This window comes from Mycobacterium sp. SM3041, from assembly GCF_039668335.1.
Taxonomy (GTDB): Bacteria; Actinomycetota; Actinomycetes; order Mycobacteriales; family Mycobacteriaceae; genus Mycobacterium.
Genome location: NZ_JAYXBQ010000035.1, coordinates 132,669 through 156,309 on the forward strand (window position 1 = coordinate 132,669; position 23,641 = coordinate 156,309).

Sequence of the window (23,641 nt, forward strand, 5' to 3'; positions counted from 1 at the left end):
CACATGTTTTTGAAATCAACCACGCACAAACGGGGACCGGCGTCACCCGGTCCCCGTTCGCCCGCAGACGGTTACTTCGTTGTGCCCGAACCTGCGCCTGCGGTCTTCTCGCTGCCACCAGCGGAAGCTGAATTCTTTCTTTCAGTGCGCTGCTTGCCTCGTGTGTGTTTGGAGTCCTCCGGGCCACTCGTCTGCGTGGCGCCAGAAGTGCTGGAACCCTTGGCAACCTTGGACGGCTTTCCATTGGCAGGTTTCGATTGCTTCCCGTCCTTGGGCTGCTTGACGTGCGGCGTGCCGTCGGTCTGCTGGTTCTTACCATCAGCCGCCGCCGGCTTGGCCGACCCCTCGGCTGCCGGGGTGTCAGACGGTTTCGCAGGCCTGCTCGCCGGAGTGCCCGCCGGGTCTGCAGCTGTCGGTGCTGCCGGGCTAGCGGGCTGTGCCGTCGGTGTTGTGTCCGCCTCATGTGTGGTCTTCGCTGTCGGAGTCACGTCCGCGCCGAATGTTGCCGCGGTCGGCGCCGGCGTCCCGGTCGGGGTTTGTGACGTGGGGTTGGCCGCGGGGATCGCGCCGCGCAGCCCACCGACCAGCATGTGCCCTGTGGTGCGGCCGAGGTCTCCGAGCTCCTTGACGACCGTCTTGATGTTGCCCATCGTCAACGGCGAGTAGCTGTCGGCGCGGTTCAGCGCCACCGACAGGTCGTCACGCGCGTTCAGGAAGCCTGCAGTGACGCTGGTGCTCGGGTCGGTCAAGGTCCGGTTGATGATTGTGCCCAAACCTTGGATGCCACTGCCCAGCGCCGCGACCACGGCGGTGATGTTCCCGGAAGCGAGGCCGGCCCGGATTTGGGTGAGGGTCTGGTTGATGAGTAGGTCGCACCGCAGAGCGGACAGGACCATGGGATTCACGATGTCCTGGGCCGCCAACGGAATGTTCTGCACGAGAGCGGACAAGCTGCCGACGGGGTTGGCGAAGATGCCGCGGGCGAGGTCGACGTAGTCCGGGTTGAGGGCAGATTGCGTGATCCGGTCCAGGACGGACGGGACGTTGCTCTGGCTACCGAATATCTCGTTGAACTTGTCGGTGCCGACCGCTGCCCTGATCTGATCGAGCTCCAAATTCGCCGTCGCCCAGCCAGTGGGCACGTTGTTCTGGTTGTGCACGTAATTGAACTCGAACATCCGCCGTTTGAGGCTGGCCGCGTACTGCTGCGGGGTGACGGTCGGGGTATCGGCCGGCAAGTGCAGACGGACATCAGAGATCGGGACTACTTGGGCCGTCACCGCATTGTTGTCGAGCGTGCCGTTGACGTCCTGGAACCGGAGCGTGACGGAGCCGTTGACGACGCCTCCGTTGTCCAGCCAGTTCGCGACGCCGGGGTTCGTGGCGCTGACGACGTAATAGGTGTAACCGTCGTCTGCCTGAAAAATGTTGCTGCCGTTGAGGCTGCTCTGCGCGGTCACATACGGCAGATCCAGCTGCCAGATATTGGTCAGCTGGGCAGCCACGTAGCCGGCCGAAACGGTGGGCACCTTGACCACGAGTGCCTGGTCCGGCTGCAGGTTGAAGTGTCCGATGCTGGTCAATTGCCCCGGCAGAATCGGGCCGCCGACCGCCGAAGTCGTCGGCTTGATCACGGTGAAGGTGTTTTCCGGTACTGCGGCCCAGACCGCCTGAATTCCCTTATTCGTGACGCTGGAATTGAACCCGGAGACATTGTCCGCGACGCCGGCCAACACCGCCGCCACCTGGCTTTCTGACAGCACCGGCAGCTTGAACTGCGACGATGAACTCTGCTGCTTGATGAGGATCGTGTCGTGCGGAATGCCCCAGTCGGTGGTGGTATCGCGCATGAGGATCGTCTGGGCGCCGGTGCTGTTCACCCAGTTGCCCGGTTGCTGGTCCGGACTGATCACCACGGTGTACGTGCCGTCCGCATTCGGTGTGAATTGCGTCAGGTCATAGCTGACACCGGTCGAGATGAACTTCCCGTCCATGATGTTCCCCGACATCGGAACGAAGGTCACCACCTTCGTGCCAGGGCGAGGGGTGATGGTCACCGTGTACGACTCGCCCCGCACGGCCAGCAGCGTGTACTTGTTGTCCGCCGTCGGGTCGTTCGAGAACGGCAGAGGCTCGGCAGACGGCGCGTTCCAGGGGGCGGTGAGAAATTCACCGTTGCGGTCGTAGCCGTTGATCCGGTTCTGTTCATTGAGCGCACCGAAGAGCACGCCCATCGCCAGGGCCTGGGTGTATTGCGGCAACGAACTCACGTCGGACGGTTTGATGAACGGATAGTTGCTGTTGGTGGCGATGATCTGCTGCTGTTGGGCGAGGATCTGATCTGTCACGGCCTGGTTGCTGTCCGCGGCGAACGCCTGCGGGGCGGTCAGCGCCGCGACCATGGCGCCGGCGACGGCGGTCGTGGCGATCCCCCGCTTGGTCCGGGAGCGGCGCCGCGCCGCACGGTTACCGGTTGCTACCGGCTGATCGTCCCCTGCCGTATGCGACCGCCAAGAGTGGCCCAACTCAGACATGCTTCGCCCCTTCGTGATGGGTCTGCCCGGGTTGGCTGACTCAGCGGAACGCCGGGGTGTGATGTGGTGAACAGCTCGACGAAATTGTCGTCCACGTCACGATATGAGCGATCGCTGTGCTGAACCAATGGGTGCTCAGACCAGCGTTTTCGGGCCGGCATGTGCAAAATGCACATCACCCAGCCGCAAGCTCAGGAAACCGGCGCAAGCACCCGTCCGCCGTACCAGCGGCAAATCTCCAGGGCCAGCGCGACCGTCAGGGTGTCGGCGTCCAGGCGCAGGCCGTATTGGTCGACGGACTGTTGGACCCTGAGGTAGACGGTGTTGCGGTGGAACATCGTGCGCTTCGCGGTCTCGGTGTAGCTGCAGTTGGCGGCCAGGAAGGCCCGGATGGTCTCGCGTAGCTGCTCGCACCGCGCGTCGTCGTCCGCCAGCGAGCCGAGGACGGCGGCAACGAACGCCGCGAGGTCGGCCGGCTCGTCTGCCAGCAACGCGACTGAAGCAACGTCGTCGAACAGCACGACCTGCGGTTCATGGGGTGCGGACCGGGCCAATTCCTTGACCCGCGCTGCTGTCCGCGCCGCCGAGCGGAAACCGTCGAGCCCCTCACCGCGCCGGCCGACGGCGACGCGCAATCCGTTGATACACAATCGTCTTGCGAGTTCGTCGTGGTCCACCCGGACGGCCGCCGGCAGACGCAACCAGATGCGCTGTTGCGATTCCCCGCCTAAGACAAGGACGTCATCGACTCCTGGCAGCACCTGACGCAGGACCGTCACTACTTTGGGCAACGCGTCGGCGTCCGCGGTGTCGTCCGCCCATGCCTCGACGGCGAGGTGACTGCCAGACAGCCGGTATCCGAGCGCCGATTCCGCTTGCGCCACATCGGGTTCAGAGTCATTTAGCAGGCGGGTGATCCACTGCCGCCGGATCGCTTCGTCAGTGCGGACACGTTGTGTCAACCGGTCCTCGTACAGCGCGGTGATCTGCTCGGTGACCCGACCGTTGTGCGACCCGCTGAGATTCACCACCTCGATCATGGCCTCGGCCGCCCCGGGTGCATCGGCCGGCATCTCGGCCAGACAGGTGCTGAGCATGCGGCCATGCCCGACGCGGTATGCCCGCAGGATCGCAGTCAGCGGCACACCGTCGGTCACCGCCCGCTCGACGTTGGCGATGGCGAGGCTGGACGGCGAGATGCTTTGTGGGTCAAGGCCGTTCGCAAGCACGTCGAGGAAGAGGTCCAGGCTCTCGGTGGCATTGACAGCGACGATCTCATGGAACGACGGGTCGCTGAGTTCGGGCACTGCGTCCAGGATCTCGGCGATCACGCCCTTGACGAAGGCATATTTGTTCTGGGCGAAATAGTCGATGATCGCGGCCAGCACCTCACTGCCCATCTGCCACCTCCTCGGCCGCAGCTCAGGCTACCGAGGTGTGCGCCGTGCACATCGGCTTTCTCGCCAAGCGGCACACACGAAAGTGGGGCCTATGACCGAGAATCTCGCGATCCTCCGGCCACAGGCCCCACTTTCGGCGTCAAATCAGAGCGTCAGACCCGGGTACAGCGGGTTGGCGTCGAGCATCTCGGCCGAGGCCGCGCGGACGCGGTCGGCGGTGCCGTCGGCCAGCGTGTACTTGGCCTTCGACGGGCCGTTCGGGCCGGCGTCTGCCGAGGCGTTGTTCAGCACGTCGACCACCAGCTCGGCGACCTTGTCGAACTCGTCGGCGCCGAAGCCGCGCGTGGTCAGCGCGGGGGTGCCGAAGCGGATGCCGCTGGTATACCAGGCGCCGTTCGGGTCGTTCGGGATGGCGTTGCGGTTGGTGACAACGCCCGCGTCCAGCAGCGCCGACTCAGCCTGGCGGCCGGTCAGGCCGAACGACTGCACGTCCAGCAGCACCAGGTGGTTGTCGGTGCCGCCGGTGACCAGCGTCGCGCCGCGCTTGAGGAAGCCCTCGGCGAGCGCCTTGGCGTTGTCGGCGACGTTCTGCGCGTAGCTCCGGAACTCGGGCTGACGGGCCTCGGCCAGCGCCACGGCCTTGGCGGCCATCACATGCGACAGCGGTCCGCCGAGCACCATCGGGCAGCCCTTGTCGACGGCCGGGGCGTATTCCTCGGTGGCCAGCACCAGGCCACCGCGCGGGCCGCGCAGCGACTTGTGCGTCGTCGTGGTGGTGACGTGGGCGTGCGGCACCGGGTCCTCGTCGCCGGTGAACACCTTGCCGGCCACCAGACCCGCGAAGTGGGCCATGTCGACCATCAGGGTGGCGCCGACCTCGTCGGCGATCTCGCGCATCTTGGCGAAGTTCACGCGGCGCGGGTAGGCCGAGTAGCCGGCGACCAGCACCAGCGGCTTGAACTCGCGGGCGGCAGCGGCGACGGCGTCGTAGTCGATGAGGCCGGTCTGCGGGTCCGTCCCGTAGCTGCGCTGGTGGAACATCTTGCCCGAGATGTTGGGGCGGAAGCCGTGCGTCAGGTGACCGCCGGTGTCCAGCGACATACCGAGCAGGCGCTGGTTGCCCAGCTTGTTGCGCAGCTTCTCCCAGTCCTCTTCGGACAGGTCGTTGACGTGCTTGGCGCCGAGCTCGGCCAGGCCGGGGGCCTCGATACGGGTGGCCAGGATGGCCCAGAAGGCAACCAGGTTGGCATCGATGCCCGAGTGCGGCTGCGCGTAGGCGTAGGGGGCGCCGAACAGCTCGCGGGCGTGCTCGGCGGCGAGGGCCTCGACGGTGTCGACGTTCTGGCAGGCGGCGTAGAACCGGTGCCCGACGGTGCCCTCGGCGTACTTGTCGGAGAACCAGGTGCCCATGGTCAGCAGCACGGCCGGCGACGCGTAGTTCTCGCTCGCAATCAGCTTCAGCGAACTGCGTTGGTCGGCAAGCTCTTTGCGCGTCGCGTCGGCGACGCGGGGCTCAACCTGCTCGATGACCCGCAGCGCCGCCTGGTAGGCCTCGCTGGCGGTGGCGGCGTACCCGGCACCCAGGCCGGACGAGGCAGAAGCGCCCGATACAGTCGAATCCAAGGTCATGCGTTCAGCCTAATAGGGCCGGTCGTGGCCGTTCACCTGACCCGGGCCTGGATATCCCGTGGGTGGGTGAGGCGGCTGGACGGGCGCGAGGCCTTTGGTGAGCTTGGAGAACAGCACGCACCACGCGACGGGTCCGGCAATGACGCAGGCCGACCAGAGCAGCTCGCTCACCGTTTCCGACCAGGACGGCTCGCCGAGGAGTTTCATCAGGATCGACGACGTGGTGCCGCTGTCGCCGCCGTCTGCGCAGAACACGCCGAAGCCGAACATCGCCGACCACACGGCCACCTGCGCGCGGGTCTGGGCAGGGGTCAGCTCCCGCCCGGGTAGCTGCCGGATCATCCTGGTCGTCATCGTCAGGCAGATCAGCAGCACCGGCGAGACGAGGACGACGAATACCGTCATCCAGCCCAGCTGGACGAACAGTCCCCGCCCGACCGCCATCCACACCACCAACAGGACGTTGAGTGGCATGGCCTTGCCCGCGCTGTCCCGCGGCAGGGTCCACACCGTCGGCGCCTAATTCCGCAGGGACGACGGGATCAGTGGCTCGTCGAGCAGGCGGCCGAACCGCGCGGTGAGGCTGACATCGGCGGGCCGGGCATCGAGCCAGCCGCGCAGCAGCCGGTAGCCCTCGACATATGTCGACGTGTAGGCGCGCCACAGCGGCGACGACAGGAACCGCATGGACTGCCGGGCCCGCTCCGGGCTCGTCAGCAGCCAGCGCTGCAGGAAGGCGACCACGTCGTCGGCGTCGCGGTGCTCGTCGTGCAGCATCAGCGCGGCGTCCTGGCGGACGTCGGCGAGGGCCGCGCTGGCCTGTGAAATCGCTTCTGCGCGTTCGCCATCGAAGCGCAGGCCCAGGTCCTGGTAGATCTCGGCGGCCCAGGCGCCCCAGTTCTCGGGCACCGCGGCGTACAGCGCCAGGTCCGCCAGGCCCTCGGCCATCAGGCACTGCGGGGTGTTGACCAGGAAGATCGTCTGCTCGGCCTGATGTTGACCGGCTACCAACCCGAACTCTTTGCGGCAGTGCTCGGTGTGGTGGCCCGGGTACGACTCGTGCGCCACCAGCCGCGGCAGGTTCGACATCTGCTGCTTGAGGTCGGCGTTGACCGCCACCGTCGACCGGTAGTTGCCCTCGTAGTAGTTGAAGCCCGACCACGGCTTGTCGGTGACGATCTCGTAGTTGATGGTCTCGGAATCGGGCAGCGGGAAGTCGACCCGGACCCGGTCGCGCAGCGCGGACGAGAACGCGTGGATGCACTCCTCGAGCCGTTCGGGCGGAATCTCCTCGCCGGACCGGTGCGCCTGCATGCGCTCGACCAGCGGGCCGCTGCCGCCCAGCGCCTCGTCGAGCAGTCGATGCGCCTCGCGGTAGCGGTCCTCGTCGCCCTTGGCGATGGACACGTCGAAGTAGTCGCGGACCTCGTCGACGAAGCCGACGTCCTCGCCGGCGAACTTGCGCCCCGCGCAGTCCAGGGCCCGCAGATGCGCCTTCAGGTAATCCGCACGCTGCGGGTCCAGCCCGGAAGCATCGACCTCGCCGTGCAGCCGGCGGGCCTGGCGGGCCACCGCCGCGGGGTCCGGCGCGGGTTCGTCGGCGACCTGCTGCCGCAATGCCGGGTCGCCGGTGAACGAGTCGACGTAGCCCTCCTCGATGCGGTCGAACCGCAGACCGAGCAGCAGGTATTCGCGGATCAAGCCGTCGGCGACGGTGTCGGGAACCGGCAGCGAGATATGCCCAGCGCTCATACCCGCCCACGTTAGCCGGTACCCCCGCGTTCATCGCCCGGCAATGACTGCAAGACTGAGCACATGCCGCGGCCGAGCGAGCCGAGTCCCTACGTCGAGTTCGACAGGCGCCAATGGCGCGCGCTGCGTATGGCGACTCCCCTGAAACTCACTGCTCATGAGCTGCTGGGCCTGCGCGGTATGGGCGAGCAGCTCGACCTGCTGGAAGTCGAAGAGGTCTACCTGCCCCTGGCCCGTCTGATCCATCTGCAGGTCGCCGCCCGGCAGCGCCTCTTCGCCGCGACAGCGGAGTTCCTCGGCGAGCCGCAGCAGAATCCGGACCGCCCGGTGCCGTTCATCATCGGCGTGGCCGGCAGCGTCGCCGTCGGCAAGTCGACGACCGCCCGCGTGCTGCAGGCGCTGCTCGCCCGGTTCGGCCACCACCCGCGTGTCGACCTAGTGACCACCGACGGCTTCCTGTACCCGAACGCCGAGCTCCAGCGGCGAAAGATCATGCACCGCAAGGGCTTTCCCGAGAGCTACGACCGTCGCGCGCTGATGCGGTTCGTCACCGCGGTCAAGTCCGGCGCCGATCAGGCGTCCGCCCCGGTGTACTCGCACCTGATCTACGACATCGTGCCCGGCGAGAAGGTCGTCGTCCGGCACCCCGACATCCTGATCATCGAGGGCCTCAACGTCCTGCAGACCGGACCGGCCCTGATGATCTCGGACCTGTTCGACTTCTCGGTGTACGTCGACGCCCGCATCGAGGACATCGAGCAGTGGTACGTGTCGCGGTTCCTGGCGATGCGGGCGGGCGCGTTCGCCAATCCGCAGTCGCACTTCCACCACTACTCGACGCTGACCGACGAACAGGCCATCTTCGCCGCCCGCGACATCTGGCAGTCCATCAACCTGCCCAACCTGATCCACAACATCCTGCCGACCCGGCCCCGGGCGACGCTGGTGCTGCGCAAAGACGCCGACCACTCCATCAACCGGCTGCGCCTCCGCAAGCTCTGAACAGGGATTTGTGCACGATTTTCCGCGGTCGGCGCGGAAAATCGTGCACAAATCCCTCAGGGTCAGGCGCGACGGACGCCCTGGTACTGCAGCTCCGCCATGGCCAGCGTGTAGACGGCGCTGACGATCATCATCGCCACGCCCGTCGTCGTCAGCGGCCAGACATCATCGATGACGGCCAGCACCGCGGCGATGGTGAACACCACGTTGGCGATCGCCACCGCGATGCCGGGACGACGCACCGCGGCCAGGGTCGACAGCCCGTAGACGCCGACGCCGTAGCCGACGAGGACGGCGGCCAGCACGTAGACGGCGGGCCGCGGGATGCCGGATTCCGCTGCGATGGCGCCGGCCGCGGCCGCCAAGATGACGCCGCCGGTGCCGCTGATGAGGGCGTCGGCACGCAGGGCCAGACGCAACAGACGGTCGGAGCGGACGCGGGCGGGTGCGGTGGTGGTGGTCATGAGTTTCCTTTCGGTGGAGGGGGTGGAAGGCCGGCGCGGGGACGTCAACTGCAACCTCTTTCAGCGACGCCCCCGCCCGGCGGGAAGGGAGTCACGCCAGACGGCGCACTCCGAGGTATTGCAGCCAGGCGCAGCCGAGGCCCACGGCCATGACGGCCAGCACCAGGACGTTGCCGGCCGCGGTCAGCGGCAGCACCCCGGAAGCCAGCACGCCGAGCACCGCGACGGTGCCGATGAGATTGCCGATCAGCACGCCGGTCCCGACGCGCCGAATCCTGGGCACGGCGGCCATGACGTACAGAGCAAACCCCCAAACGACCAACACCGCGCCGATGATCCATTCGGATGTCGCCGAGAGCCCCGACAAGCGGGACAGCGGGTCAGCGGTGAACGCCATCAGCAGGCCGGTGAGCGAGCACAGCGTGCCGTCGACGCGGAGGGCGAAACGGAGCAGGGAATCGGAACTGTCGGACAGTGGGCGGGTGTGGAGCCCGGGGTTGATTGCGGTCATGGCGGTCGCTCCTTGCGGTGCCGGTTGGGGACACCCACGACACTGCTCGAACCGGGCCGCCCGGTCTGCACCAAACGCTGCCGATTACTGCCAGGCACTGCCAACCGCAGGTCAGCGAGGTGAAGTGCCTAGGTCAGCGTCGACACCGGGGTACCGCGCAAGTCGGCGGCGATGACCCGCGCCGCCGCGTTCTGCCAGTTGTGCAGCGACCGCTGCGGCACTTCGGTGACGAACCACTGCCAGGCCTGGCGCGCCACCGGGTCGAGCCCGGCCGCGGTGGCGTTCTGCGCGTAGGCCCGCACCCCGACGACGTACGGGAAGTACAGCGAGTTGTAGTAGCGCCACTGCTCGGTGGTGCCGAACTCGCCGCCATCCCGCGGCTTGAGGGCCGCGATGCGGTCGGCCAGCAAATCCTTGAGTTCGTTGGCGCGCTCCAGCGGCTGGTCGGGTGCGCCACGGCGGGCCAGTCTTTCGTCGATCACGGGGAGGGTCGTCAACGGTGACGCGACGAGCTTGGAGAGGTCGGCGTAGTGGCCGAGTGCCCGCCGGGTCAGGCGGACGAAGGTCTCGTCGTCGACGTGGTCGAGCGGGTTGGTGGCGCGCAGCGGCAGTGCCGCCTCGGTACGGCGCAGCGCGGCGCGGTCGGCCCGCAGATCGGGCTCGCGGGCGAAGGCCAGCCGGTCCAGCAGCCCGGACAGCGGATCGGCCAGCACGTTGATGGCGATCGCCACAGCGAGGCTGGTGAACAACAACACCATCAGCGCCAGGTGCTCGCCGGTGACCGCCAGGCCGATCAGCACCTGGCCACCGAACAGCACCGCCACCGCCATGCTGCCGACCAGCGAGCGACGCATCCCCGCGCGCAGCGCCTGCCCCTCGTCGAAGGCGTCCCACCAGGCCACCGCGATACCGAGCAGCAGCACGTCGAAGGCCGCCGACGCCAGCACCAACCAGCTCGGCAACAGCCCCAGCGGAATCAGCAGAATCGCGTTGCCGAGCCCGAAGAACAACGTCGCCGCCACCACCGGCGGGACGATCTTGCGCGACGACGCACCACGGCGCAGCCGTCGTACCGCCAGCACGAGCGCACCGAACGCCGACAGGGCGATGGCCCCGACCATGACCCAGTGCCCGGGGCGCAGCGGCGGGTGCACGCCACCGGAGATCCCGGCGCCCACCAATGCGATGGCTGCCACCGTCGCCACCGCGACGAAGCCCCACCGGCTCCGCGCCGAGTCGACGGGCCGGGACAATTCGAGCAGCACGGTGAGCCAGGCGATACCGGGCAGCACGGCCAGATACGCCTCGATGTGACTGAGCGGGCCGGTCGGTGCGTCGCCCGCCAGCCGGACGGCGTCGACCGCGACCACCACGGCGAAGCTGCACAACCCGACCGCGGACCACGCCAGGATGGGCTTGCGGGGATCGCGCGCCAGGAGATACAGCCCCAGCCACCAGCTCAGGGCGAAGACCACTGCCGACAGCGCAGCCATGGCTTCAGTCTGGCACGAACGCTATTTCCCGTAGCGGCGGTTCCGCAGCGTGTAGTCACGCAGGGCGCGCAGGAAGTCCACCCGCCGGAAGGCCGGCCAGTGCGCATCGGTGAACCACATCTCCGAATACGCGCTCTGCCACAACAGGAATCCGCTGAGCCGCTGCTCCCCCGACGTGCGGATGACGAGGTCGGGGTCGGGCTGGCCCGAGGTGTAGAGGTTCTCGGAGATGCCGTCGACGGTCACCGCCTCGATGAGTTCCTCGGCCGTCGCACCGTTGGCGAGCTCCTTGCTCAGCAGGGTGCGGACCGCATCGGCGATCTCCTGGCGGCCGCCGTAACCGACGGCGACGTTGACGTGGAACGAACCGTCACCGGTGTGCTCGGCGGTCGACTCGACGGCGTCGCGCAGCCGCTTGGCCGGTTCCTCACCGAGCAGCTCGAGGTCGCCGACGGTCCGCACGGTCCAGTTCTTGTCGGGCGCGCAGATCTCCTCGACGACGTCGGTGATGATCTCGATCAGCGGCGCCAGCTCCTGCGGGTCGCGCTGCAGGTTCTCGGTGGAGAGCAGGTAGATCGTCGCCATCTCGATGCCGGCCTGCTGGCACCAGCGCAGCACCTCGGCGATCTTGGCGGCACCCATGCGGTAGCCGTAGCTGACGTCGTCGTGACCTGCCTCACGGGCCCAGCGCCGATTGCCGTCGCACAGCACCGCAATATGGCGTGGCAGTTGCGCTTTCGAGTGCGCAAGCTCCTGACGCAGCCGCAGCTCGTAGAGCCGGTATGCCGGTTCCTTGAGGCGCGGGGGAATGATGTCCACGAGAAACCAGACTACTGTGGACTTCTGGGTATCCCATGGCTGTTAGTGGAGGAACGTTGACCGCTCCGAGCAATACAGATCCGGCTGCCTCCGAGCGGGCTGAGGCACCGTCGAACATGACCAAGCCGTACCGTGCCGCCGCGGTGCTCCGCCATTCGGAAACGCTTCCCGACGTGGTCGTGGAAAGCGTCGTCGAGTTTTTCGGCAAGCCACGCGCCCGCGGTTGGATCCACGTCTACTCGGCGGTCGTTGCGTTCTTTGCCGGCGCTGCACTGGTTTCCGTGTCGTGGGCCATGCAGGGCACGCGCGCCGGATTGGCGACGTTGCTGTACACCTTCACCATCGTGGCGATGTTCACCGTCAGCGGCACCTATCACCGGGTGAACTGGAAGTCGCAGAACGCCCGCATCTGGATGAAGCGCCTCGACCACTCGATGATCTTCATCTTCATCGCCGGCAGCTACACGCCGTTCGCGCTCCTCGCGGTCCGCACCGACGGCTGGCTGTTGTTCTGGATCGTGTGGAGCGGCGCGCTGGCCGGCGTGGCCCTGAAGATGCTTTGGCCGACGGCACCGCGCTGGCTCGGTGTGCCGCTGTACATCCTGTTGGGCTGGGTGGCGGCGTGGTTCATCGGCCCGATCCTCGACGGCGCGGGCGTCACGGCCGTCGTGCTGCTGATCGTCGGTGGCGCGTTGTACTCGATCGGCGGCGTGCTCTACGCGCTCAAGTGGCCCAACCCCTGGCCCCGGACGTTCGGGCACCACGAGTTCTTCCACGCCTGCACCGCGGTGGCGGCCATCTGCCACTACATCGCGATGTGGTTCGCGGTCTTCTCCTGAGGGATTTGTGCACGATTTTCCGCGGTAGGCGCGGAAAATCGTGCACAAATCGCTAGAGCTGAGTGACGTTCGCGGGGCCCCAGTACGCCTTCATCGACGTGATCTTGGCGTCGGCGTCGAAGTTCATGGTGCTGATGATGTCGATGCGCATGGCACTGTTGACGGTCAGGCTCCAGTAGAACGCGGCCTCGTGGCCGCAGACACGCAGGGTGTGCAGTTCGTGGGAGTTCTTCGTGCCGGCGATGTTCGAGTAGAAGCCGTGAATCGTCTGACGGCCGACGTGCACCTCACCGCCGACCGGGTCCTCGATGGCGGCATCGACGGCGTACAGCTCCGCGATCCCGTCGGCGTCGGCGACGTCGACGAGGTCCAGGTAGCGGTTGACGTTTTCGGTGATCTGCTCAGCGCTGGGCATGCGCCGCACGCTACACGGCCGCCCCGAGGGCAGCGGCGAGATCCCCCGCCGTCGTCACCGGCAGGTCGCACACCTGGCCGCGGCAGACGTATGCGGCGTCCTGGCCGTTCACACGGCCACGCCCGTCGAGCAGCACCGACGACCCTTCGGCACCGCCGACGACGATGGCGCCACCTGGTGCGAATCTGCGTGCCGCACGGAGCAATTCCGAATCCGGCCCGGTGCTCGCCACCGCGATCTGGATGGGGCCGCGGACGGCCGCTTCCGTGACCGCCAGCCAGTGGCCACCGCCGCGCGGCGAACGGGCCAGGATCGGGGTCGCCGCCGCCAACGTGGCAGCGGCCGCGTTGACGTACCGCTCGGGTTCGGCGGCGAGGTGCGCGAACGTCAGCAGCGCCTCGGCGACCAACGACGCGCCCGACGGCGTCGCCCCGTCGACCGGGTCGGCGGGGCGCACCAGCAAGGCCTCAGCATCGTCGGCGGTGTCGAACCAGCGGCCGCCACGGTCGGGATCGGTGAAGTGCGTGAGCGCGGTGTCGAGGAGGGAGTGCGCGGCAGTCAGCCAGGACGGGTCGCCCGTCACCTGATGCAGCGTCAGCAGCCCCGTCGCCAGCGCCGCGTAGTCCTCCAGGATTCCGGCGCTGTCGCCGACGACGCCGCCGAGGCTGGCTCGGCGCAGCCGGCCGTCGACCAGATGCAGATCCAGCAGCCGGCGGGCGCAACCCGTTGCGGCGTCGAGGAATTCGGGTTTGCCGAGCGCGATCGAGGCTTCCGCCAGCGCCGTGATGGCGAAGCCGTTCCAGGCTGTGACGACCTTGTCGTCGCGCCCGGGCTGCGGCCGCAACGCCCTTGCCGCCAGCAACTTCGCGCGAACCTGCTCGAAGCGTTCGGCATCGTCGGGGTCGTTCAGCAGTTGCAGCACCGAGCTGCCATGTTCGAACGTTCCGGCCTCGGTGACTTCGAAAAGCGCTGCGGCCCAACGGCCGTCGTCGCCGCCGAGCACCGACACCAACTCCGCCGGCGTCCACACATACGTCAGGCCCTCATGTCCCGCCGTGTCGGCGTCGAGCGACGAGACGAACATGCCACCGTCACCGAGGTCGTCGATGATGAATCGCGCGGTCTCGTCCGCCACCTTGCGCGCCAGCGGATTTCCGGTCAGTCGCGCCCAGTGTGCATATACCCGGAGCAGCAAAGCGTTGTCGTACAACATCTTTTCGAAGTGCGGCACCACCCACGAGGCGTCCACGCTGTATCGGGCGAAGCCACCCGCCAGTTGGTCGTAGATGCCGCCACGCGCCATCGCGGTGCCGGTGCGCTCCACCGCGTCGAGCGCGGACGCGGTGCGTTCGTGGTGTCGCAGCAGCGCTTCCAGCAACGCCGACGGCGGGAACTTGGGCGCCCGACCGAAACCGCCGCGTGCATGGTCTTCGTCGCGCAGCACCGCGGCGACAGCGTGGTCGCACAGTTCCGGCGACGGTGCCGGCCCACCCGAGGGCAGCCCGGACGACATCTTGCGCAGCTCGGCAGCGATCTGGTCTGAGGCCTGCTCAACTTCGTCCCGCCGGTTCTGCCACGTATTGGTGACGGCCGAAAGCAGCTGCAGGAAGTTGTCTTTCGGGTAGTAGGTGCCGCAGAAGAAGGGCCGGCCGTCGGGTGTCAGGAAGCACGTCATGGGCCAGCCGCCCTGTCCCGTCATCGCGACGGTGGCGCTCATGTAGATGGCGTCGAGGTCGGGACGTTCCTCCCGGTCGACCTTGATGCAGACGAAGTTCTCGTTCGCCACCGCAGCGACGTCCGAGTCCTCGAACGACTCGTGCGCCATCACATGGCACCAGTGGCAGGCCGCGTAGCCGATGGACAGCAGGATCGGCACGTCGCGGGCCGCGGCTTCGGCCAGTGCCTCCGGTGTCCACTGCTGCCAGTGCACCGGGTTGTCGGCGTGCTGGCGCAGGTAGGGGCTGGTGGCCGAGCCGAGGGTATTAGCCATACCTGGAGTCTTACCCAGCTTCTGGCTTTGTAGTGCTGTCAGGCCCAGTGTCGCCCGTCGGCGCATCGTGCGGAACACCGCCGACGGTGCCGTCGTCGACCGCCTGATCTGGCTCGGGATGTGCGGGATCGAAGGATTCGGGCAGCCTGCGTAGGTGCCGGTTCATCGACCAGACCAGCGCCACCACGGCGATCAGCAGGATCAGCGTGATCACCAGCCCGGCCGGGCTGGCCTTGCCGAAGTCGGGACCCGTCTGGCGCGGACCTTCGGCCAGCAGGATGGTGAGCGGAACAGAAATCACAGCGATACTCCCGTGAACAGATCGGTCTCGGGCAACGTCACCGGAACCCTGGATCGGGCCAATTCGTACTCCTCGGTCGGCCACAGCCGCTGCTGCCATTCGATGGGCGCGCGGAAGAAGTCACCGTTCGGGTCGATCTGCGTGGCATGCGCCAGCAGCGCGCGGTCCCGCTGCTCGAAGAAGTCGGCACACTCGATGCGGGTCGTCACCCGGTTGGCGAAGGGATCGTGCTCGGGGTCCCAGTGCTGCAGCCACTTCTCGAACGGCCCGACCTCGCCGTGCTTGGCGAACTCGTCCTGCAGCAGCTGCATGCGCCGGCGCAGGAAACCGTGGCCGTAGTACAGCTTCGCGATGCTCCAGGGCTCGCCCTCTTCGGGGAACTGCACATGGTCGGCGGCCGCTTCGTAGGCCGCCATCGACACCTGGTGAGTGCGGATGTGGTCGGGGTGCGGGTAGCCGCCGTTCTCGTCGTACGTGGTGATCACGTGCGGCCGGAACTCGCGGATCACCCGCACCAGCCGGCGGACGGGCTCTTCGATCGGCACCACCGCGAAGCAGCCGTCGGGCAGCGGCGGCAGCGGGTCACCCTCGGGCAGCCCGGAGTCGACGAACCCCAGCCAGTGGTGCTCGACGCCGAGGATCTCGGCGGCCCTGGCCATCTCGTCACGGCGGACCTCATGGATGCGGCCGTGCACCTCGGGCAGGTCCATCGCCGGATTCAGGATGTCGCCGCGCTCGCCGCCGGTCAGGGTCACGACCATGACCCGGGCGCCGTTGGCCGCGTACTTGGCCATGGTGGCCGCACCCTTGCTCGACTCGTCGTCGGGGTGCGCGTGCACCGCCATCAACCGCAGTTCGCTCACGTGTGCCTTACCTACTGTCTCTACTCGGTGGGACAACTCGCTGCAGTCCAACCATGTCGCTGGGTCCTATAGTTCCAGTCCAAGCATTCCGAACCGACCGATGGGGCACCCAAAGTAGCCATGATCGAGCGTCCGACCGCCCGCTACGGGCGCCAGCGCATGTCCAGGCTGACCCGTCGCCGCATCGCGATCGGCCTCACGCTCCTCATCGTCGTCGCTGGTGTGGCGCTCGCGTTCGTCGGTTTCCAGCGTCTGGGGACGTCCCCCGTCAAGGGTGAGTTGAGCACGTACAAACTCATCGACAACGAAACCGTTGCGGTGACCATCTCGGTCACGCGCGAGGACCCGGCCCAACCGGCGGTGTGCATCGTGCGGGCGAGGGCGCTCGACGGCAGCGAAACCGGGCGGCGCGAGATTCTCGTCGTGCCGGCAGAGGCCAAGACGGTCCAGGTGACGGCCGTCGTGAAGTCCACAAAACCGCCGGTCGTCGGCGACGTCTACGGCTGTGGCACCGACGTGCCGTCGTACCTCGTCGCGCCCTGAACACCGGCCGGGTGACCAACCGTCCGGCGAACTCCGAACTGCGAAATCATGACCGTTTGGAGACGCCCAAGTGGTACGCTTGCTCAGTACACGGTTCCGACTGGGGCCGTGTATTGCTGCATTAGCGGGCACCTGCTGGCACCTTCTGGGGGGACCTGGACCTGCCGTCGCGATCGCAGCACCGCCGGCCCCAAGCAACGGGGCAACCCCGGACACACCGCCCGGGCATACACGCACGCTTACAACGACAGGAGAGCAGCAGACATGACCGATACCCAGGTCACCTGGCTCACCGAAGAAGCATTCGAGCGCCTGAAGGCTGAGCTCGATCAGCTGATCGCCAACCGCCCGGTCATCGCTGCCGAGATCAACGACCGCCGCGAAGAGGGCGACCTCCGCGAGAACGGCGGCTACCACGCGGCCCGCGAAGAGCAGGGCCAGCAGGAAGCCCGCATCCGTCAGCTGCAGGAACTGCTCAACAACGCCAAGGTCGGCGAGGCACCGAAGAAGTCCGGTGTGGCGCTGCCCGGCTCGGTCGTGACCGTCTACTACGACGACGACCAGAACGACACCGAGACGTTCCTCATCGCCACCCGTCAGGAAGGCGTCACCGACGGCAAGCTCGAGGTGTACTCCCCCAACTCGCCGCTCGGCCACGCGCTGATCGACGCGAAGGTCGGCGAGGAGCGCAGCTACACGGTGCCCAGCGGCGCCACCGTCAAGGTCACGCTGGTCAAGGCCGAGCCCTATCACGCCTAGACCTGCGACGGCCGGCCCTACTTGTCCGGCCACCAGCTGACATTCATGGCTCAGATCGCCGAAGACCTGTATCTGCTGCTCCTGGACAATTCGTCCGCACAGCCGGGTCTGGATCAACCACGTCGGCACCGGGTGTTGTCCGGTGCCGTCCTGCTGGACCTGGCGCTGGCGTGCCGTATTCGGCCCGCCGCGCCAGGTGACGGCGCACCCGACGGCCACCTGGTGGCCCTCTCCGGCGACGGCACCGTCGACGCGGTGTCCGCGCCGGCACTGGACCTGCTTCGCCAGCGACCGCGGCGGCCTGCTGCCGTGATGTCGAAACTGCGCAAAGGCACCGAGGACAGTCTCATCGACCAGCTGCAGCGCGCCGGGCAGCTGCGTCGGCAACCGTTGGGCGGCAACAGGTTCCGGCCGCACTACGCCCTGCCGTTGAGGGACCGGGCGCGCGTCGGGCAGGCGCGCGCGGCGCTGCTGTCGGCATTGTTCGACCGCCGACCGCCCGCGCCGGCGACGGCAGCCATCGTCACGCTGCTGCACACCGTCGACGGCCTGGGTTCCCTGATGAGCCTCAACGACCGCGGTTGGCGGTGGGTGCATGCCCGCGCCGGCGACATCGCCAGCGGCCACTGGGTCAACGAATACGAGACCGGCGTCGCCGAGGTGAACCTCGCCGTCACGGCCGCCGCGGTGCGGGGCGCGCTGGTTTAACCCAGCGCCTGCTCCAGGTCCCCGATCAGGTCGGCCACATCCTCGATGCCGACCGACAGCCGGACCAGGTCGTTCGGCACCTCCAGCTGCGAGCCGGCGGTCGACGCGTGCGTCATGGCGCCGGGATGCTCGATCAGCGACTCCACGCCACCGAGCGACTCGGCGAGAATGAAAATCTCTGTGCGCGAGCACAATTCGCGTGCGGCCTGCTCGCCGCCGCGCAGCCGCACCGACACCATGCCGCCGAAGCCGCTCATCTGCTTGGCCGCCACCTCGTAGCCCGGATGACTCGACAGACCCGGGTACAGCACCGTCGCGACAGCCTTGTGGTCGTTGAGGAATTCGGCCACCCGCAAGGCGTTTTCGCAGTGCCGCTGCATGCGCAGCGGCAGCGTCTTGAGGCCGCGGTAGGTCAGATAGGCATCGAAAGGACCCGGCACCGCACCGGCGCCGTTCTGCAGGAACGCGAATTTCGCGTCGAGCTCTTCGTCGTTGGTCACCAGCGCGCCGCCGACGACGTCCGAGTGCCCGCCGATGTACTTGGTGGTCGAGTGCAGCACGATGTCCGCTCCGAGGGCCAGCGGCTGCTGCAGCGCCGGTGAGGCAAAGGTGTTGTCCACCAACACCTTCACGCCCGATGTGGCGCCGATCTGCACGATCGCCGCAATGTCGGCGATGGACAGCAGCGGGTTGGTCGGCGTCTCCACCCAGATCAACCGGGTCTTCGAGGTGATCGCCGCGCGCACCTCGTCGAGGTTCGACAGCTGTGCCGGCGTGTGCGTGATGCCCCACTGCGTGAAGACCTTGTCGATCAGCCGGAAGGTGCCGCCGTAGGCATCGTCGGGGATGACGATGTGGTCGCCCGGACGAAGCACGGCGCGCAGCGCGCAGTCGGTGGCTGCCATGCCCGAACTGAACGCGCGGCCGTAGTGCCCGCCCTCGACCGCGGCCAGGAGTGTCTCCAGCGCCGCCCGGGTCGGGTTGCCCGTGCGGGCGTACTCGAATCCGCCGCGCAACCCGCCCACGCCGTCCTGCGCGAACGTCGAACTGGCGTAGATGGGGGTGTTGACGGCGCCGGTCTGCGGGTCCGGCCGGAACCCGGCATGAATGGCCCGGGTCGACGGTCCGTAGGCGCGGTAGTGGTCTGCCTGGCTGCGCTGCTCACTCACAGGCGCCAGCCTAGTCGCGGAGCTTGCGCCCTTGGGGGTCGGGAACGTTCCCCATCAGAATCATGATGCCGTCGATCAGCGGCCAGATGGCGCCGATGCCGCAGGTCACCAGCGAGACGACGAGCTGGAGCACGCCGATGGTCGTGTAGCCCAGATAAAATCGCCCGACGCCGAAGGTGCCCAACAGGATCTGCAGCAGGCCGGCCGTCACCTTCGACTTGTCCGACAACGGCAGCCCCGTCAGGGGGTCGCGGCCCCACGGCGCGGACGGATCGGCCGCGTACTGCGGCACATAGCCGTAGCCCGGCTGCTGCGGGTACCCCGGCGGTGGGTAACCGGGCTGTTGGTAACCGGGCTGCTGCGGGTAACCCGGCGGCGGGTAACCGGGCTGCTGCGGATAGCCCGATTGCTGCGAGTAGTCCGGCTGCCCGAACTGCGGTTCACCCGGCTGTTGCTGGGCGGAACTGTCGCCGGGTTCGTATGCGTTCGACGCCGGCTCGTATGGATTCGTCATTGGTGGTGTCCCCGTCTAGTACGTACTCGTACCGCTGCTGCCCACGATGAGCGCGATCAGGCCGAAATAGAAGATGGCAATCAGCGCGAAGACGGCCAACCCGATGTAGCCGACGATCAAGCCCGCGAGAGCCATGCCCTCGCCTTCCTCACCGCTCTGCTTGATCTGCGACTTGGCGAGGTGCCCGAAGATCACGCCGAGGATCGAGGTGCCCGCACACGTCACCAGCCCCAGCAGCGAGCAGACCAACGACGCGATGGCCAGCCCGTTGGTCTTCGGCACCGGCGCGTAACCGAACGGCATCATGCCCGGCATCGGCGGCATACCCGGATATCCCTGGGCCGCAGGCGGATACGGCCCGACCGGCGGCGGGTAACCGGGGGCCGGGAAACCCGCGGCCGGCGGCGGGAACGGCTCGGGCGCAGGCATGGACGGGTAGGGCTCCGCGCCGTAGGCCGGGAGCGGCGGCATACCGTAAGCCGGGGTCGACGCCTCCGGCTCGTCCGCGCCCTGGTTGTGTTCCTGCTCAGTCATCGTCCACCCCGTCTGTCCCTGAGCGACCAGCGTAGCCGGGGCCTGCTCTCGCTTTACGCCGAACTCCCGGTGTAGAACTGCACCATGACAGCCTCGATCGACAATCTGCTCGGCACCGACGACCTGCTGAGCGCCGAGGACATCGAATTGCGCACCATGGTGCGCCAGTTCGGCGAGCAACGGCTGCGTCCCTACATCGCCGAGTGGTTCGAGAACGGTTCGGTTCCGGTGCGCGAGATCGCCGCCGAGGTGGGCAAGCTGGGTCTGCTCGGCATGCACCTCACCGGGTACGGCTGCAGCGGTTCGACGGCGACGGCCTACGGGCTGGTGTGCCAGGAGCTGGAGGCCGTCGACAGCGGCATCCGGTCCCTGGTGTCGGTGCAGGGCTCGCTGGCGATGTTCGCGATCCACCACTGGGGCAGCGAGGAGCAGCGCGAGCAGTGGCTGCCCGGCATGGCGGCGGGCGACCTGATCGGCTGTTTCGGTCTCACCGAGCCGGACTTCGGATCCAACCCCGGTGGCATGCGCACCACCGCGCGCCGCGACGGCGACGACTGGATCCTCAACGGGTCCAAGATGTGGATCACCAACGCCTCGGTCGCCGATGTCGCGGTGGTGTGGGCCCGCGCCGAAGAAGGCGTGCTGGGCTTCGCCGTGCCCACGGACACACCGGGTTTCAGCGCCCGCGAGATGACGCGCAAGATGTCACTGCGGGCCTCGGTGACCTCTGAATTCAGCCTCGACGACGTCCGGCTGCCCGAGTCCGCCCGGCTGCCCGGCGCGCGTGGTCTGTCCGGCCCGCTGAGCTGCCTGTCGGAGGCGCGGTTCGGCATCGTGTTCGGTGCGGTGGGCGCGGCCCGCGACTGCCTGCAGGCGACGCTGGACTACGTCGGCACCCGTACGGTTTTCGACAAGACGCTCGCGGAATACCAACTGACGCAGGCCAAGATCGCCGACATGGCCGTCGAACTCGGCAAGGCGCAGTTGCTGGCCCTGCAGCTGGGCCGGCTCAAGGACGCCGGGAAAATCCAGCCCGAGCAGGTCAGCGTCGGGAAGCTGAACAACGTCCGCGAGGCCATCAAGATCGCGCGGCAGTGCCGAACCCTGTTGGGCGCCAACGGCATAACCCTGGAGTACCCGGTGATCCGGCACGCCAACAACCTGGAGTCGGTGCTGACCTACGAGGGCACGTCCGAGGTGCACCAACTGGTGATCGGGCAGGCGCTGACGGGAGTCAGTGCGTTCCGCTGACGGGGGTGCGCGTGCGCGGCGGCGTCACGCAGACGGTCTCCATGACCATGTCAGCGAACGTCTGCCGCTTGGCATCCCACAGCGGCCACAGGTAGCCGACGATCGACAGATCGGTCAGGTGCACCGCCTGCCGCAGCAGCGATCGCGCGAAACCTATTGGCGCCCCTGAGGTCTGGCCGACCACCCGGCAGTGCGTGGCGGTCTTTCCCAGGCTGGCGCCGGTGCGACCCTGGCGGTAGCCGAAGTTCCAGACCAGATAGCCGACCATGAGTGCCCAGGTGACGACCAGGCTGACGTAGCCCAGCGTCGAGTAGCCGTCACCGCATTGGGCGCCGCCGTCGAACGCGGAGGTATCGGTGTCGCACAGCCGATCTCGGGTGAACCACACCAGCGCCGCACCGGCTGCGGTGAGTACCGCCAGGGGCAGCAGGTCGATGACGGCGGCGGCAGCTCGTCGCCACCACGGGGCGTACGTCATCATCGGGTCGGCACGCAGACGGTCGACATGATCTTGTCGGCCAGGGTCTGCCGCTTGGCGTCCCACACCGGGAACAGGTACCCGGCGAATACCGGGATGGCGTCGGCGACGTGGGCCAGCTGCCGCAGCACCGAGCGACCGAAACCGACGGGCAGCCCCGTGTTTTCGTCGATCACCTGGAAATGCAACACCCGCTTACCCAGGCTGGATCCCGTGGTGCCCTGCAGGTAACCGTGATTCCACACCATGAACAGCACCGCGATGACGAGCCCCGCCAGCCAGATCAGCACGCCGGCGACGGAGTTCCCGGTGGCGCAGTAGGGGCCGATGCTGTAGTCCGCTTGGTCGGCAAGGCATTTCGTCACGCGCTGGGAGCGCTCGACCAGACCGCCGACGACGATGACGAACAGCGGCGGGAACCGGTCGATCAGGCTGGCCACCACGCGGGCCCACCATGGTGTGTAGTTCAAGTCGTCCTGTCTCATGTGGTGCTGTCGTCATGCCTGTTCGGGGGCCGCGACCGAGCGGCCCCGTCCCCCGAACAGGCCACGACGTTACGGCGTCAGCGGGGCGACCTGACCACCGCTGAGGCGACGGTACGTGTACACCAGCATCAGCGAGGCCAACGGCGCCGAGACCAGCACACCGACGCCGCACGCGAGCGCACCGGCGATTCCGATCAGGCCGGCCACCAGCCAGACCAGGATCACCTGTCCGACATTGGCTTTCACGATCTCGATGCTGGCCTTGAGCGAATCGATCGGCGACAGGCCGCGGTCGACCAGGACCGCGTGCGCGAATATCGCGAACAGCGCGACGATCAAACCGGGGATCACGCACAACACGTAACCGATAGCCACGAGCACGCCGACGATGAGCGTCAGCAGGATCATCGGGCCGATGTAGCGCGGCTTGAAGAAGGACCCGATGGTGGTCGGCTGCCCGTCCGCGATGCCCAGCAAGCCGACGTACTGCGCCGACGAGATTGCCGCGGCGACCACCAGCAGCACGAGGTAGCCGAGCACCAATACGGCGATACTGGCCGGCCCGAGCGACGTGACGTTGTACGAGTAGCTGAAGCCGGTGTCGTCCGATGAGTAGCTGGACACCGAAGTGTCAGCCAATCCCAGGACGCTGAACTCAACGATGGCCACGATCACGCCCACGATGAGGCCGTACACCAAGGTCGACACGATCAGCGGCGCCGGGTTCTTGGTGAACTTGTTCCATGCCCACGACAGCGCGTCGCCGACGCTGAACGGAGCGGCACCACCCGGCGCACCGTACTGGTACCCGGCCGGCGGGTATCCGCCCGGAGGCGGCGGCGCGAACCCGCCCTGCGACGGCGGAGGCGGCGGGTAGGCACCACCGGGAGGCGGAGGCGGCGGGGCGTATCCACCTTGCCCCGGCGGCGGCGGGTAGCCACCCTGCGGCGGAGGCGGGAATCCGCCGGGCGGCGGAGGCGGCGGCGGGTAACCACCCTGCGGAGGCGGCGGATAGCCACCCTGCGGCGCCTGCGGAATGTATTCCGTCGGAGCACCTCCCGGGGGCGGGGGGAATCCACCCGGCGGTGGCTGCGGAATGTACTCCGTCGGCTTATTGGCGTCCGGCGGAGTGCCGTCCGTCGGTTGGTCCGTCATAGTTCAGTCCCTCTCCGAGAGGATTTGGCGTGA

The 23,641-nt window shown here is 67.7% G+C and carries 25 protein-coding genes; 6 read left to right on the top strand and 19 right to left on the bottom strand.

Going from position 1 to position 23,641, the window contains the following annotated elements; genetic code table 11:
- Positions 1–71: 71 nt before the first annotated feature.
- From VXD91_RS08860 to VXD91_RS08880, 5 genes are all read right to left on the bottom strand, one after another.
- A complete protein-coding gene (locus tag VXD91_RS08860) occupies positions 72–2,534 on the bottom strand; it encodes a hypothetical protein (RefSeq protein ID WP_346415197.1) in 2,463 nt (820 codons plus the stop codon).
- A gap of 191 nt (positions 2,535–2,725) precedes the next feature.
- Complete coding sequence (locus tag VXD91_RS08865; protein ID WP_346415198.1) at positions 2,726–3,934, bottom strand: helix-turn-helix domain-containing protein; 1,209 nt, start codon at positions 3,932–3,934, stop codon at positions 2,726–2,728.
- 144 nt (positions 3,935–4,078) lie between these two features.
- Positions 4,079–5,563 carry a glycine hydroxymethyltransferase gene (locus tag VXD91_RS08870; protein ID WP_346415199.1) on the bottom strand — a complete coding sequence of 495 codons (1,485 nt, stop codon included), beginning with the start codon at positions 5,561–5,563 and terminating at the stop codon, positions 4,079–4,081.
- Positions 5,564–5,572: 9 nt separating this feature from the next.
- Complete coding sequence (locus VXD91_RS08875; RefSeq protein WP_346415200.1) at positions 5,573–6,073, bottom strand: hypothetical protein; 501 nt, start codon at positions 6,071–6,073, stop codon at positions 5,573–5,575.
- A 9-nt stretch (positions 6,074–6,082) separates the two neighbouring features.
- A complete protein-coding gene (locus tag VXD91_RS08880) occupies positions 6,083–7,315 on the bottom strand; it encodes a DUF885 domain-containing protein (RefSeq protein ID WP_346415201.1) in 1,233 nt (410 codons plus the stop codon).
- 63 nt (positions 7,316–7,378) lie between these two features.
- On the opposite strand from VXD91_RS08880, the gene coaA reads away from it, so the two are divergent.
- Positions 7,379–8,317, top strand: a complete 939-nt coding sequence (gene coaA / locus VXD91_RS08885; RefSeq protein WP_133425516.1) for a type I pantothenate kinase — start codon at positions 7,379–7,381, stop codon at positions 8,315–8,317.
- Between the two features lie 62 nt (positions 8,318–8,379).
- Here the strand turns inward: coaA and VXD91_RS08890 are convergent, their stop codons facing one another.
- From VXD91_RS08890 to VXD91_RS08905, 4 genes are all read right to left on the bottom strand, one after another.
- Positions 8,380–8,781 carry a hypothetical protein gene (locus VXD91_RS08890; RefSeq protein ID WP_346415202.1) on the bottom strand — a complete coding sequence of 134 codons (402 nt, stop codon included), beginning with the start codon at positions 8,779–8,781 and terminating at the stop codon, positions 8,380–8,382.
- Positions 8,782–8,872: 91 nt separating this feature from the next.
- Positions 8,873–9,292 (bottom strand): hypothetical protein, encoded by a 420-nt coding sequence (locus tag VXD91_RS08895; protein ID WP_020099207.1) that lies wholly within the window; start codon positions 9,290–9,292, stop codon positions 8,873–8,875.
- Positions 9,293–9,420: 128 nt separating this feature from the next.
- The gene (locus tag VXD91_RS08900; protein WP_346415203.1) at positions 9,421–10,785 is read right to left on the bottom strand and encodes a hypothetical protein; all 1,365 of its coding nucleotides are present in this window, start codon (positions 10,783–10,785) and stop codon (positions 9,421–9,423) included.
- A 21-nt stretch (positions 10,786–10,806) separates the two neighbouring features.
- Positions 10,807–11,604: a (2Z,6E)-farnesyl diphosphate synthase gene (locus VXD91_RS08905; protein ID WP_346415204.1), complete on the bottom strand. Its 798-nt coding sequence runs from the start codon at positions 11,602–11,604 to the stop codon at positions 10,807–10,809.
- A 116-nt stretch (positions 11,605–11,720) separates the two neighbouring features.
- Here VXD91_RS08905 and VXD91_RS08910 point away from each other — a divergent pair, with 116 nt between their 5' ends.
- The gene (locus VXD91_RS08910) at positions 11,721–12,443 is read left to right on the top strand and encodes a hemolysin III family protein (protein ID WP_020099204.1); all 723 of its coding nucleotides are present in this window, start codon (positions 11,721–11,723) and stop codon (positions 12,441–12,443) included.
- A gap of 52 nt (positions 12,444–12,495) precedes the next feature.
- Here the strand turns inward: VXD91_RS08910 and VXD91_RS08915 are convergent, their stop codons facing one another.
- The 4 genes from VXD91_RS08915 to mca are packed head-to-tail and all read right to left on the bottom strand — an operon-like array spanning position 12,496 to position 16,012.
- Positions 12,496–12,858 (bottom strand): nuclear transport factor 2 family protein, encoded by a 363-nt coding sequence (locus tag VXD91_RS08915; protein ID WP_133425511.1) that lies wholly within the window; start codon positions 12,856–12,858, stop codon positions 12,496–12,498.
- Positions 12,859–12,868: 10 nt separating this feature from the next.
- Positions 12,869–14,848 carry a thioredoxin domain-containing protein gene (locus VXD91_RS08920; RefSeq protein WP_346415205.1) on the bottom strand — a complete coding sequence of 660 codons (1,980 nt, stop codon included), beginning with the start codon at positions 14,846–14,848 and terminating at the stop codon, positions 12,869–12,871.
- Positions 14,849–14,858: 10 nt separating this feature from the next.
- Positions 14,859–15,149 carry a hypothetical protein gene (locus VXD91_RS08925; RefSeq protein ID WP_318986891.1) on the bottom strand — a complete coding sequence of 97 codons (291 nt, stop codon included), beginning with the start codon at positions 15,147–15,149 and terminating at the stop codon, positions 14,859–14,861.
- A complete protein-coding gene (gene mca / locus VXD91_RS08930) occupies positions 15,146–16,012 on the bottom strand; it encodes a mycothiol conjugate amidase Mca (RefSeq protein ID WP_061001763.1) in 867 nt (288 codons plus the stop codon). Before mca ends, VXD91_RS08925 begins: the two co-directional genes overlap by 4 nt.
- 120 nt (positions 16,013–16,132) lie before the next feature.
- Between mca and VXD91_RS08935 the strand changes: the two genes are divergently transcribed.
- The 3 genes from VXD91_RS08935 (at position 16,133) to VXD91_RS08945 (ending at position 18,022) form a co-directional block, all read left to right on the top strand.
- Entirely contained in the window at positions 16,133–16,555 is a 423-nt protein-coding gene (locus VXD91_RS08935) for a DUF4307 domain-containing protein (protein ID WP_020099199.1), read from the top strand.
- A 264-nt stretch (positions 16,556–16,819) separates the two neighbouring features.
- Positions 16,820–17,314, top strand: a complete 495-nt coding sequence (gene greA, locus VXD91_RS08940; RefSeq protein WP_061001764.1) for a transcription elongation factor GreA — start codon at positions 16,820–16,822, stop codon at positions 17,312–17,314.
- A gap of 45 nt (positions 17,315–17,359) precedes the next feature.
- Complete coding sequence (locus VXD91_RS08945) at positions 17,360–18,022, top strand: GPP34 family phosphoprotein (RefSeq protein WP_346415206.1); 663 nt, start codon at positions 17,360–17,362, stop codon at positions 18,020–18,022.
- Here VXD91_RS08945 and VXD91_RS08950 read toward each other — a convergent pair.
- Genes VXD91_RS08950 through VXD91_RS08960 form a run of 3 tightly spaced genes read right to left on the bottom strand, consistent with a single transcriptional unit; the run spans position 18,019 to position 20,239 of the window.
- A complete protein-coding gene (locus VXD91_RS08950; protein ID WP_061001766.1) occupies positions 18,019–19,191 on the bottom strand; it encodes a cystathionine gamma-synthase in 1,173 nt (390 codons plus the stop codon). The two genes, VXD91_RS08945 and VXD91_RS08950, sit on opposite strands and share 4 nt — an antisense overlap.
- 10 nt (positions 19,192–19,201) lie before the next feature.
- Positions 19,202–19,705 carry a TM2 domain-containing protein gene (locus VXD91_RS08955; RefSeq protein WP_346415207.1) on the bottom strand — a complete coding sequence of 168 codons (504 nt, stop codon included), beginning with the start codon at positions 19,703–19,705 and terminating at the stop codon, positions 19,202–19,204.
- 15 nt (positions 19,706–19,720) lie between these two features.
- Complete coding sequence (locus VXD91_RS08960; RefSeq protein ID WP_346415208.1) at positions 19,721–20,239, bottom strand: DUF4190 domain-containing protein; 519 nt, start codon at positions 20,237–20,239, stop codon at positions 19,721–19,723.
- 84 nt (positions 20,240–20,323) lie between these two features.
- Between VXD91_RS08960 and VXD91_RS08965 the strand changes: the two genes are divergently transcribed.
- Positions 20,324–21,490, top strand: coding sequence for an acyl-CoA dehydrogenase family protein (locus VXD91_RS08965; protein WP_318986898.1), 1,167 nt, complete (start codon positions 20,324–20,326; stop codon positions 21,488–21,490).
- Here VXD91_RS08965 and VXD91_RS08970 read toward each other — a convergent pair.
- The 3 genes from VXD91_RS08970 to VXD91_RS08980 form a co-directional block, all read right to left on the bottom strand.
- Entirely contained in the window at positions 21,474–21,968 is a 495-nt protein-coding gene (locus VXD91_RS08970) for an RDD family protein (RefSeq protein ID WP_346415209.1), read from the bottom strand. The two genes, VXD91_RS08965 and VXD91_RS08970, sit on opposite strands and share 17 nt — an antisense overlap.
- Positions 21,968–22,453: an RDD family protein gene (locus VXD91_RS08975; RefSeq protein WP_318986900.1), complete on the bottom strand. Its 486-nt coding sequence runs from the start codon at positions 22,451–22,453 to the stop codon at positions 21,968–21,970. The genes VXD91_RS08970 and VXD91_RS08975 overlap by 1 nt, the downstream gene beginning before the upstream one ends.
- 69 nt (positions 22,454–22,522) lie before the next feature.
- Positions 22,523–23,608 (bottom strand): hypothetical protein, encoded by a 1,086-nt coding sequence (locus VXD91_RS08980; protein ID WP_346415210.1) that lies wholly within the window; start codon positions 23,606–23,608, stop codon positions 22,523–22,525.
- Positions 23,609–23,641: the final 33 nt, after the last annotated feature.